This window comes from Citrobacter freundii complex sp. CFNIH4 (assembly GCF_002934505.1).
Classification (GTDB): Bacteria; Pseudomonadota; Gammaproteobacteria; order Enterobacterales; family Enterobacteriaceae; genus Citrobacter; species Citrobacter freundii.
This window is the reverse complement of sequence record NZ_CP026231.1, coordinates 949,896-962,053: the sequence shown is the minus strand read 5'-3', so window position 1 is coordinate 962,053 and position 12,158 is coordinate 949,896. Positions and strand designations below refer to the sequence as shown.

General features: G+C 52.9%; 10 protein-coding genes. 5 read left to right on the top strand and 5 right to left on the bottom strand.

Features of this window, described 5'->3' with window-relative positions:
* The first annotated feature begins 209 nt into the window (after positions 1-209).
* From mcbA to ybiJ, 5 genes are all read left to right on the top strand, one after another.
* Positions 210-470, top strand: a complete 261-nt coding sequence (gene mcbA / locus C2U41_RS04875; RefSeq protein ID WP_003035239.1) for a DUF1471 family periplasmic protein McbA — start codon at positions 210-212, stop codon at positions 468-470.
* Between the two features lie 292 nt (positions 471-762).
* Positions 763-3,048 carry a catecholate siderophore receptor Fiu gene (locus C2U41_RS04870; protein WP_103848341.1) on the top strand — a complete coding sequence of 762 codons (2,286 nt, stop codon included), beginning with the start codon at positions 763-765 and terminating at the stop codon, positions 3,046-3,048.
* 43 nt (positions 3,049-3,091) lie between these two features.
* The gene (gene ybiX, locus C2U41_RS04865; protein ID WP_049016245.1) at positions 3,092-3,769 is read left to right on the top strand and encodes a PKHD-type hydroxylase YbiX; all 678 of its coding nucleotides are present in this window, start codon (positions 3,092-3,094) and stop codon (positions 3,767-3,769) included.
* 75 nt (positions 3,770-3,844) lie between these two features.
* On the top strand, positions 3,845-4,111 hold the full coding sequence (locus C2U41_RS04860; protein ID WP_003035233.1) for a DksA/TraR family C4-type zinc finger protein: 267 nt from the start codon (positions 3,845-3,847) through the stop codon (positions 4,109-4,111).
* 303 nt (positions 4,112-4,414) lie between these two features.
* A complete protein-coding gene (ybiJ, locus tag C2U41_RS04855) occupies positions 4,415-4,675 on the top strand; it encodes a DUF1471 family protein YbiJ (protein ID WP_003035231.1) in 261 nt (86 codons plus the stop codon).
* Between the two features lie 98 nt (positions 4,676-4,773).
* On the opposite strand, the gene C2U41_RS04850 is transcribed toward ybiJ, so the two are convergent.
* The 5 genes from C2U41_RS04850 to C2U41_RS04830 all read right to left on the bottom strand — a co-directional run bounded on the left by C2U41_RS04850 (position 4,774) and on the right by C2U41_RS04830 (position 12,132).
* Positions 4,774-5,859: a malate/lactate/ureidoglycolate dehydrogenase gene (locus C2U41_RS04850; protein ID WP_103848331.1), complete on the bottom strand. Its 1,086-nt coding sequence runs from the start codon at positions 5,857-5,859 to the stop codon at positions 4,774-4,776.
* Positions 5,860-6,021: 162 nt separating this feature from the next.
* The gene (ybiB, locus tag C2U41_RS04845) at positions 6,022-6,990 is read right to left on the bottom strand and encodes a DNA-binding protein YbiB (RefSeq protein ID WP_003035227.1); all 969 of its coding nucleotides are present in this window, start codon (positions 6,988-6,990) and stop codon (positions 6,022-6,024) included.
* Positions 6,991-7,019: 29 nt separating this feature from the next.
* Positions 7,020-9,170 carry an ATP-dependent DNA helicase DinG gene (gene dinG, locus C2U41_RS04840; protein ID WP_103848330.1) on the bottom strand — a complete coding sequence of 717 codons (2,151 nt, stop codon included), beginning with the start codon at positions 9,168-9,170 and terminating at the stop codon, positions 7,020-7,022.
* A 154-nt stretch (positions 9,171-9,324) separates the two neighbouring features.
* On the bottom strand, positions 9,325-10,746 hold the full coding sequence (locus C2U41_RS04835; protein WP_003837022.1) for a DASS family sodium-coupled anion symporter: 1,422 nt from the start codon (positions 10,744-10,746) through the stop codon (positions 9,325-9,327).
* A gap of 33 nt (positions 10,747-10,779) precedes the next feature.
* On the bottom strand, positions 10,780-12,132 hold the full coding sequence (locus C2U41_RS04830; protein WP_103848329.1) for a class-II fumarase/aspartase family protein: 1,353 nt from the start codon (positions 12,130-12,132) through the stop codon (positions 10,780-10,782).
* Between the last annotated feature and the right edge of the window lie 26 nt (positions 12,133-12,158).

Here is a 12,158-nt window from a genome sequence, read left to right as displayed (position 1 = left end):
GCATTCTCCTTTTAACAGCGGCGTAAGATACCCGCATAACGCCACGCGGTAAACACACACAACAAGGAAATTTGATTTTTTACGCCTGTTTGACGCTTTGCTGATTGTTCGAAAAACAGACAGTTCATCACCAGTTTTTTGCGGTAAATGTCATCCGCTGACGACCTAAACTTATCAGGCACACCTGTTGTTTTTCAGAGGATATCACCATGAAGAAATGCCTCACATTACTTGCCGCTACCGTACTTACCGGCATGACATTTGCCTCCTTTGCTGCACAGCCCTACACCAGCCCAGCTACCGGTCAGCTACAAGCTTCCGGCACAGTATCCGCTACCGGCGCCTCTAACCTGAGCGACCTCGAAGACAAGCTGGCAGAGAAAGCGAAAGAGCAAGGGGCAAAAGGCTTTGTTGTTAATTCTGCTGGCGGTAAAAATCAGATGTACGGCACCGCAACTATCTATAAGTAGCCCCTACCTTCTCCCAACTGCATTCGCCCCGAATGCAGTTTTCTGCGCGCTGTTCACTTCATTTTCGGCTCAATTTGTAATCAATGTGTTGGCATTTTGAATCCAATGTAAATAAATGTATTTATTTTTGAATTAATGAATGCTAAAACGTCGTACTGATTGGAAATGATTATTAAAATCATTATCAATTACACATTCATTTTCGCGAGACCTGCAGGGTACAACATCCACAGAGATGTCCCTTCGCGTGAGTGAAACCGTCTACTCAAAAAATAATAAGTCATTAATTAAAATGGATAAAAATCGCAACTTGCCGTCCAGTAGTTTTCATTCACTGACTTTTTTTGCCGGTCTGTGCATTGGCCTGTCTCCGGTAGCCCAGGCTGTCGCAGCAGGCGATCAGGATAAAAAACAAGAAGATACGTTGGTCGTTGAAGCGGCCAAACCTTCGCTGTACGCCCCAACACAGTCTGCCGACCCTAAATTCTCCCGCCCGGTGGCGGATACCACCCGCACCATGACGGTGATTTCTGAGCAGGTGATTAAGGATCAAGGCGCAACAAATTTGACCGATGCGCTGAAAAACGTACCGGGCGTTGGCGCGTTTTTCGCTGGCGAAAACGGCAACTCCACTACCGGTGATGCGGTTTATATGCGTGGCGCGGATACTTCGAACAGTATTTATATCGACGGTGTTCGTGATATCGGCAGCGTCACGCGCGATACCTTCAATACCGAACAGGTCGAAGTGATTAAAGGTCCTTCCGGTACCGACTATGGACGTAGCGCACCGACTGGCTCTATCAATATGATCAGCAAACAGCCGCGTACCGACTCAGGAATCGATGCGTCGGCCAGCGTCGGTAGCGCCTGGTTCCGCCGTGGTACGCTGGACATCAACCAGGTTATCGGCGAGACCACCGCCGCACGTTTAAACCTGATGGGTGAAAAAACACATGATGCCGGTCGCGATAATGTTAAGAATGAACGTTACGGCGTGGCCCCCTCACTTGCTTTTGGCTTAGGCACCGAGAACCGACTGTATCTGAACTATCTGCACGTTACTCAACACAACACACCGGATGGAGGCATTCCCACCATCGGCCTGCCGGGTTACTCCGCGCCTTCCGCAGGGACGTCTGCACTGAATCATTCAGGAAAAGTTGATACGCAAAACTTCTACGGCACCAACTCGGATTACGACGATTCGACGACCGATACCGCGACGATGCGTTTTGAACATGACCTGAGCGACAGCACCACGATTCGCAACACCACCCGCTGGTCGCGCATTAAACAGGATTATCTGATGACGGCGGTGATGGGCGGTGCGTCTAATATTACGCAACCCACCAGCAGCGTCGACACCTGGACATGGTCACGCCTGGCAAATACCAAAGATGTCAGTAACAAAATCCTGACCAACCAGACCAACCTGACCTCAAAGTTTTACACGGGATCCATCGGTCACGACATCAGCACCGGCGTGGAGTTGACGCGCGAAACACAAACCAACTATGGCGTAGCCCCGATTACCCCGCCGCCGGTTAATATTTATCATCCCAACAGCGACGTGAATATCGGCGGATTATCGCGTAACGGCGCCAACGCTAACGGGCAAACCGATACCTTTGGCATATACGCTTTTGATACGCTACAAATTACCCGTGAGTTTGAGCTGAACGGTGGTATTCGCCTCGACAATTACCGCACTGAATATGACAGCGCCACCGCTTGCGGCGCTTCTGGCCGTGGTGCAGTGGCATGTCCGACAGGCGTCGCCAAAGGTTCCCCGGTCACCACTGTGGATACTGCCAAATCAGGCAATCTGGTGAACTGGAAAGCGGGCGCGCTGTATCACCTGACCGATAACGGCAATGTCTACATTAACTATGCCGTTTCTCAGCAACCGCCGGGCGGCAGCAACTTTGCCCTTGCTCAGGGCGGAAGCGGTAACAGCGCAAACCGTACCGACTTCAAACCGCAGAAAGCGAAAACCAGCGAGATTGGCACCAAATGGGAGGTGCTGGATAAGCGCCTGCTGTTAACCGCCGCAATTTTCCGCACGGATATTGAGAATGAGGTTGAGCAGAACGACGACGGAACCTGGTCCCAGTACGGGAAGAAACGCGTTGAAGGCTACGAGCTCTCGGTAGCAGGCAACATCACCCCCGCATGGCAGATTATTGGGGGTTACACCCAGCAACGCGCCACCATCCACAGCGGTAAAAATGTTGCTCAGGATGGCTCCTCATCCCTGCCGTATACACCGGAACATGCGTTCACGCTGTGGAGCCAGTATCAGGCAACCGACGATGTTTCCGTTGGCGCGGGCGCTCGCTACGTGGGCAGTATGCATCGCGGTTCGGACGGCGCCGTGGGTACGCCATCCTACACTGAAGGTTACTGGGTCGCCGACGCCAAACTGGGCTATCGCGTGAATCGCAATCTCGATTTCCAGCTAAACGTCTATAACCTGTTCGACACCGATTATGTATCCTCCATAAACAAGAGTGGATACCGTTATCATCCAGGCGAGCCAAGAACTTTCCTGCTCACAGCCAATATGCATTTCTGATCCATCGCGTGGGGCGAAAGCCCCACTTTCAGGAGAAACACTGATGATGTACCACATTCCCGGCATTCTGTCGGCGCAGGATGTCGCCTGGTTTCGCGAACAACTGGACGCTGCCGACTGGGTTGATGGCCGCGCAACCACCGGCGCTCAGGGGGCGCAGGTTAAAAACAACCAGCAGGTGAATACGCAAAGTGAACGCTACGACGTTTTACAACAGGCGGTACAGACTGCGGTAAATAACAGCGCGCTTTTCTTCGCCGCAGCACTACCGAAAACGCTCTCCACGCCGCTGTTTAATCGCTACCAGGACAACGAGACCTACGGTTTTCACGTCGACGGTGCGGTGCGTAGCCATCCGGAGAACGGCTGGATGCGCACAGATCTTTCCGCAACCTTATTCCTGAGTAATCCGGATGATTATGAAGGCGGAGAGCTGCTGGTTAATGACACCTACGGCCAGCATGCGGTGAAGCTTCCGGCAGGCGATCTGGTGCTTTACCCTTCCAGCAGCCTGCACTGCGTCACGCCAGTAACCCATGGCGTTCGTGTGGCATCCTTTATGTGGATCCAGTCGATGATCCGTGACGACAAAAATCGCGCCATGCTTTTTGAACTGGATAAAAACATTCAGTCCCTGAAGGCACGTCATGGGGAGAGCAACGAAATCCTGTCATTACTCAATCTCTACCATAACCTGCTGCGCGAATGGTCTGAAATCTGATACTGCTGGCGCATGGTCGTTTTTCAGCCATCATCTTCGCTATACTTAGTCTGTAGACACCTGCAGGAGGTACATATGGCATCTGGATGGGCAAATGACGACGCAGTTAACGAACAGATCAACAATACTATTGAAGATGCTGTTGCCCGCGCCCGCGGTGAGTTACCGACCGGGGAAAGTCTGTATGAATGCGAAGAATGTGGCAATCCTATCCCTCAGGCCAGACGTGAGGCCGTGCCTGGTGTACGCTTGTGCATCACTTGCCAACAGGATAAAGATTCACATAGCGCGGCATTTTCAGGATATAATCGCAGAGGTTCGAAAGACAGCCAGCTACGTTGACTCATCTTTACCAAAAGTTTCAGCGCATACGATTTCCTTTACGAGCACGCTTTTTCGCACTCTGTGTGGCAAAATGTGCCGTTGTTGGTTTCTCTGTAAAGCGCAATGACAAGAACTGTAAATCCCTCGCCTGAATTTATTAATATTCAATAAGTTATTTGTCATTCAATTTTTTTGATTGATGTCGTCAATTCTATTCGATTTTCTCTCACCAAAAAAAACGTGATACTTATCACATCGACGGAACAACGTCTTCTTAAAGAACACTGACTACTAACAGAACAACCCTGCGAGAGATTAATCATGAAAAATATCAAATTTGCTGTTGCTGCCATCGCCCTGTCTACCCTGTCATTTGGCGTTTTCGCTGCCGAGCCAGTTTCCTCCACTCAGGCACAAAGCATGAATAAAATTGGTGTAGTTTCTGCTGATGGCGCCACCACACTGGATGGCCTGGAAGCCAAACTGGCTGAGAAAGCGGCTGCTGCTGGCGCAACTGGTTACAGCATCACTTCCGCTGTCGGTAAAGACAAAATGAGCGGCACCGCGGTTATCTATAAATAACCGAAAGATTACCTGTACGACCCAATGCTCCAACCCTCATTGACCCTGTTTGTTACCCTTTGTTTGCCCGTCCGCCACTGGACGGGCTTTTTTTTTGCTTAGTGTTCCAGTCGTTGACGGAATTCCTGCAACACGGTGTCCGGCATGCCTATTTGCAGCGCCGCCTCGCAAATCGCCTGCCAGCTTCCGGCATCCAGCGGAATACCGTGTTCCAGCCGTTCCTCGCGAGTATTCACTTCCCACTCACCTGGCAACAGGATCGGGACATCTTCAGCATGCGGGGACGCTTTCACCCACTCAGCAAATGCTGCGACCTGGTTGTCGCAGTCCGGCGCGCCGAACAGTTCCGGATTCATAATAATAGTGGTCATACAGTTGATGATGGCGTCCGGGCTGGTCTGCAGGCTCTCTTCATGTGTGGTTTTACCCCCTGAAAGCGCACCACCCATAATTTCGCACATCGCCGCCAGCGCATAACCTTTGTGCTGGGCAAAGGTGAGCAACGACCCCAGCGGAGAAACCTGCATTACCGCAGGATCCGTTGTAGGCACCCCCGCCACATCAATCAGACATCCAGGAGCTACCGGCTCGCCCTTATGCCATGCCACACGGGTTTTACCAAACGCGATGGCGCTGGTTGCATAGTCCAGCAATAGCGGGAAGGTATTTTTACGCGGAAAAACAACGCAGAAGGGGTTAGTGCCAAAACGACTATCGCGGCCATGAAACGGTGCAACCATCGGGATCCCGACCACGCTCACAAAATGCACTGAGACAAAACCTGCCGCCGCACATTGCTCCGCCCAGTAGCCAATACGTCCGATATGATGCGAATTATGTAATGCCACGGCGGCGATACCGTGCTGGCGAGCTTTTTCAATCCCCAGCGTGATGGCTTCGTGAGCCGCCACCTGACCAAAGGCACAATCGCCATCAAGCGTAATCACCGCCCCTGCATCTTTTACCACTTTGGCATGACGGTTGATTTGTAGATGCCCCTGCGAGAATGAACGAATATAGCTTGGGATCATACCGATGCCGTGGGAGTCGTGACCGGCGAGGTTAGAGGCTATCAGATGATCGGCCACCAGCCGCGCCTCCTGATCATTGCTTCCCATCTGATGAAAAACGGCCTGGATAAAAGCGTGTAGCGTTGGCACATGGAAGCGATGTCCACTGTTCATTGTTATCTCCTGTTGTGTCGCGTGTTTGTTGTGTTTCTTATTTTTCAACAAACTATGCTGCGCCACGGCGCTCAGGAGGTCAATAAACGTGCAGAAATTTCACGTTGCCGAAAAGAGAAAACCGACAGACCAGGTAAAAGGCCCGTCGGGATAACAAATGAATCAGAAGCTTTGCTCGACGCGGGCAAGTCCTTCGGCAAGCGAGGCGGATTCACCGGTTGCCACCAGGCAGCAGGCCATCTGAATTTTCAACGATGCCGGGACCGGCTCACTGCCAGCCAGACAACGCTCAATCCAGCGCGCGGTGGTTTCCGGATCTTTTGCCACCGGCAGCGGTACTGGCTCGTCAGGCATCTCGCTCTGTCGGTCCTGTAACACTCGCACACCGGATGAATCTATCAGGCTTATCTGCGGGCAGCGCTGCGGGTTGGCATACACTTCGCCCTCGGTACCATGCATCAACAGGCCGCGCCCACCAATATCGCCGAAGAACTTCGCCACACGCGAGACGTATTCCGGGTGGGACACGCTGGAAAGACGCAGCGCCGCATCTTCAGCAAACGGCGTGGCTAATTTAGCCAGCGTGTGCGCACTGTTACGCACGCCCATGCGCCAGCGCATCGCCAGCTGTTTCTCCAGCGGAGGGCACAGCGCACTCACCGGGATAAACACCGGCTGATGACCATCCAGCTTTGCCTGCGCCTGCCCGGCATGCAGCGTTGGCGTAATCCCCATCAGTTCAAAAATGGTTTCTGTCAGCACGCGGGTTGGATCCTCGCTGACACCGTGCACTACTACCGGGAAACCGAGCTTATGCAGTAAAATCGCCAGCAGCGGCGTCAAATTCGCCTGCTTGCGTGCACCATTGTAGCTGGGAATGACAATCGGCATGGGTTTGGCTACTGGCGGAGTCAGGCGAATGGTGTGGTTTTGCATCGCTTCGTAAAAGCCCAGCATCTCCGCTTCGCCTTCGCCTTTAATACGTAGCGCAATCAGCACCCCGCCCATCTCAAGGTCAGGTACGTCGCCGTTCATCATATGGGTATACAGTCCGCGAGCAGTATCCTTGTCCAGGTCACGCGCGTGATTTTTTCCTCGCCCAATCTCTTTAATGATTTTGCGGTAATCCATCGATAACTCCTTGCCTGTTGCTCGCATCGTTAACGCCGACGGCGGCGCGTGGGTTTCGCTTTTTCTTTTGGTTTTACTATAACGTCTGGCACAGCAGGTTGCTCTATCGGAAATATGGGTAACGCGTTCAGTAAACGCTTGCCATAGTTTTTGGTCAATAAACGTTTGTCATAAATAACCACTTCTCCCCAGCAGCCATGGCTACGGATGAGTCGCCCAACCTGCTGGATCAAATTGAACGACGCCGCGGGCAGGCTCTGCACCTCGAAGGGGTAGCGGTTCAGGCTTTTCAACCACTCGCCCTCGGTGATCACCACCGGGCTGTCGATCGGTGGAAAAGCAATTTTGTGAATATGCACCTGGGTCAGCAGGTCGCCTTTCAAGTCCAGACCTTCAGCGAAAGATTGCAGCCCAACCAGTACGCTGCGCTCGCCGTTGGTCACCCGTTTGCGGTGCAACTCTACCAGACGATAGCGCGGCTGATCGCCCTGCACCAACAACAGCAGGCGCAGATCGGTAACATGCTCAAGAAAACGCTGCATCGCCCGACCGCTGGCAAAGAGTACCAGCATCCCCTGATGCTTTTTGCTTTCCAGTTGTTCGCGAAAATAGGCGGCCATTTCCGCGATATGCTGCTCTTCGTTATCAATTAACGGTTCGTAGCGCATCTGCGGAATGACGATTTTTCCCTGTTCAACGTGATTAAACGGTGAATCCAGCGCAACAAACCGATCCCCTGCTTTTTCCTTCAGACCACTCATCTCCTGCAAACGCGAGAAGCTGTTGAGCGAGCGCAGCGTTGCGGAAGTGACAATAATATGCGGGACGCTACGCCACAGCAGTCGTTCGAGCTGATCGCTCACACGGATCCCCACGCAGTGGAACCAGATGTGGATTTGCCCGTCACGCACCTCGCGCGTCGCCCATTTACTCACCGGCGCGCCTGACGACTGCGCGAGCGATGCCAGCCGCCACAGTTTGCTTTGCGCCTCAAACATGCCCAGCGCCCGGTTCATCTGCAAAATAACCCGATGCAGACGCACAATATCGTGAGTGCCGGTTTTTTCGCTGAGATCGTTGAGGAACAGTTCCGCCAGCCCGCGTAGCATTTCCGTAAGCTTTGCCAGACGCTGACAAATCTCCATCACTTCTGCAGGCAGTTCGCCCATCGCAAAGCGGTGTTCCGCCTCCTGAGTAGCAGGCATATACAGATTAAGAATGTTATTGAGCGATGAAATCAGTTCATACAGCTCTTCACAGTGACCGTTCAGACGCTCGGCATTCGCCAGCGGCGGCGTGGTTTTCGGGCGAAACTGTTCCAGACAGGTCGCCACTAATTTGCAAAACAGATCCAACTGGAGCCGATACCAGGGGGCGCTGATTTCCGCGCTCATCTCCAGCGCATCGCGCGCGACATCCGGCAAATGGTGGCCTTCATCAAGTACCAGCAACAAGTTTTTCGGCTCCGGCAAAACGGCTTCGCTTTCCATCGCCGCCATCACCAGCGCATGATTAGCCACCACCACTTCAGCTTCCTGAATCTCCCGACGGGCGACAAAAAAAGGGCACTCACGGTAGTAGTGACAGTTGCGATTCAGACAGCTAGCTTTATCGGTGCTCAGACGCTGCCAGAGTCCGTCGTCAATGGCGATATCCGTGTGATCGCGCAGCCCGTCCCACTTGTAGCTGTCGAGATCGCCTTTTAACCTGGCGCAGCGCTTTTGTTCTTCCTGGTTGTTGGGCGTCAGGTCATCGTCGAGAAAAGCCAGCAGATCCTGCTGATTGGGTTCAGTACTGGCCAGCGCTGCTAAATTACGCGGGCAGACATAGCGTCCGCGACCAAACGCGGCGGTAAAACGCAGGTCAGTGATAATTTTGCGCAGCAGCGGTAAATCTTTGCTGTAGATCTGATCCTGCAAAGCGACGTTGGCGGTGCTGACCACCAGCGTTTTTTGCTCTTCACGCGCAATGGCAATACCGGGAATCAGATACGACAGAGTTTTCCCCACCCCGGTCGGCGCTTCAATCGCCAGATGCCGCCCTTCTTCACCTGCCAGCGTTTTCGCGACGTCAGCAATCATCTGCCGCTGCGGTGCACGAGGGATAAAGTCGGGGATCTGTTCCTGAAGCGCCTTATACCAGGCGGCGATTTGCGCTTTTAACGCGGCCGTTAGTGCCATGAGAAAACCTGAAATACTGTATAAACAGCCACTATTGTGGCACATTTCAGGCCCTGGATGTACCTTTTTCCCCCATTCTGGAAAGCGTTTCGCAATTCATTTTTCCTGGCCGGACGGCTGTTCGAGTCCTGTCCGGCCAATAATTCACTGACGTTTAATAGTATCCCAACAGCTTCCACCACAGCATGCCCACGGCAAAAATGATGATCACATTTGCCGTCACCACACAGAGGTTAATTTTGTAAAAGCGCGGTCGTTCAAAATAGCCCTGGGCAAAATAAATGGGGCCAGGTCCACCACCATACTCGGTATTCCCCCACATCAGGTTACTAAAGATACCGAAGCAAATAGCCACCATCATCGGCGGTGCTCCCGCAGCGATCGCCGTGGCCGCGAAAGGGGCATACAGCGCAGCCACATGCCCGGTCGCCGTAGCGAAGAGATAATGGACGTAAATGTAAAGGATCCCCAACACAATAAAGGACTCGATCGCGCCAAAACCCTGAATACCGCTGCCTAACTTTATGGTCATCCATTTAATAAAACCCAGATCGGCAAGCCCTGTCGCCAGACTAATAATGACGCTAAACCAGATCACCGTATCCCAGGCGGCGTGGTCATTAAGCAAACTTTTCCAGCTAACAGCGCCCGAGGCAAACAGATACGCAGCCAATCCCAGCCCGACAGATGTGGCAGACAATCCCGTAATCAAGCTGGTCCCCCAACCAACCAATGCCAGCACAAAACCAAATGCGACCTTTTTCTCATTGCTGCTCATCGAACCGAGCTCACCGAGGGCCTGTTTGCCCATCGCTTTCGCCTCCGGCGTACGCTTAAGCTCGGGATCCAATAATTTATAAACCAATAGCGGCATCAGGCAGAAACAGACCATCGCAGGAACCACTGCGGAAATAAACCATCCGCCCCAGGTTATCTCTATTCCTAATGACGATTTCGCCAGACTCGCTACCAGCGGATTCGCCGCCATCCCGGTGAGAAATATTGCCCCGGTAATCGGCGTAAACTGGAAGCACACCATGGTTAAGAAATCGCCGATACGCTTGCCCGTTGCCCCCGGCGCTGAGCCCAATACATCATTGATGGAACGAGTGATAGGGAAAATAATCCCCCCGGAACGCGCGGTTACTGATGGCATTGCCGGGGCCATAATCAGATCGGAAACCCCCAGTGAGTAAGCGATACCCAGGCTGCTGCCACCAAAGAGCGATAACATTTTATACGCAATACGTTTCCCCAATCCCGAGGTTACAAAACCCAGAGACAAGACGTAGGCACAGAAAATGAGCCATACTGTACCGGATGCAAAACCTGACAATGCTTTTGCCTCTGGCAACGTTTTGGTGAAAATTACCACGCAAAGTGCAATCAACATCACCGCCCCCGAAGGGAGCGGCTGGGTAAGAATCGCGGCTATGGTCGCGGCAAATATCGCGAACATATGCCAGGCCTGAGGCGTCAGACCAGCAGGTACGGGATAAAACCAAATGATCGCGCCTATCGCCAGCGGTATCAGGAACGAGAGAATGGATTTTCCCGTGGCAGAATTTTTTGACATAAAAATATCCTTATTCCGTTAGCCCAAGAGCGTTCATTTCCGCGACATATATCTTGCTAATACCTGATCCACCATCGCCGGTGCCATTCCAAGGTAATTTGCCGGGTCGGTCAGTTTTTCAATCAACTGTGGGTCCAGTCGTTCCGAGACAGAGGGCATCGCATTCAGCACATCAGCCAATCGCCCACCCTGTTCGTTGACGATACGGCAGGCGTCGTACACCACGTCATGTGCATCCTGACGACCAATGTACGGGGCCAATCCCATCATGACTGCCTCAGCCACAATCAATCCGTTGGTCATACCGAGGTTACGTTTCATCGCCGCTTCATCGACCACCAGCCCCGCCAGCATAAAATTGGCCTGATGCAACGCCCCCGCGCTGAGAACGAAACTTTCCGGGATAGCAATCCATTCGGCATGCCACGGCCCGGTTGCACGCTCCAGATCTTGTACCATCGCATCAAGCATCAACCCTGCCTGTTGGCGAACACCTTTGGCACACGCCAGCATCAGCTCGCTGGAAATAGGGTTGCGTTTCTGCGGCATGGTACTGCTGGCGCCACGCCCTTTAACAAACGGCTCATACAGCTCACCAAACTCGTTAGCTGCCAGCAGCATTATGTCGTAGGCAATCTTACCCAGCGACCCGGTTATCACCGCTAACAGGTTCACCGCTTCGGCAAAACCATCACGCGCGACGTGCCAGGTGGAGGTTGGAACATTCAGACCAAGCTCTTCCATCATCGCTTTTTGTACCGCCAGCCCTTTATCCCCCAGCGATGCCAGCGTACCGGCCGCCCCCGCAAATTCGCCAACCAATACACGAGGACGCGCCTGGGTAAGACGTTCCGCGTGGCGTTCAAACATATCCAGCCAGATGGCCGCTTTGTAACCGAATGTCACCGGCAAAGCCTGTTGTAAATGGGTTCTCCCGGCCATCGGCGTATCACGGTAGCGGCGTGAAAGATCGGCCAGCGTGGCGCGGAGTTTGTCCATATCGGATTCAATGAGCGCAAAAGCATCACGAATTTGCAGGACCACTGCGGTGTCCATAATGTCCTGAGTGGTTGCCCCCCAGTGCACATAACCGCCGGACTCGCCAGCCTGTTTAGAAATCTGGTGGACCAGCGGTAGGATCGGATAACCCACAATTTCGGTTTCATGGCGCAATAAATCAAAATCGAGCGTGTCGGCATTACATTTTTCAGCAATTTCCACCGCAGCAGCCTCGGGTATCACACCGCAGCGTGCCTGGGCTTTGGCTAATGCCACTTCCACTTCCACGTATTTGCGCACCAGTTCGCGATCGTCAAACACCGCGCGCATCGCCGGTGTACCGAAAGAATCCCTGAATAGAACAGAATCAAGTACATTCGAAGCCATAAATCCCCCTGGAAAATCTGATAATG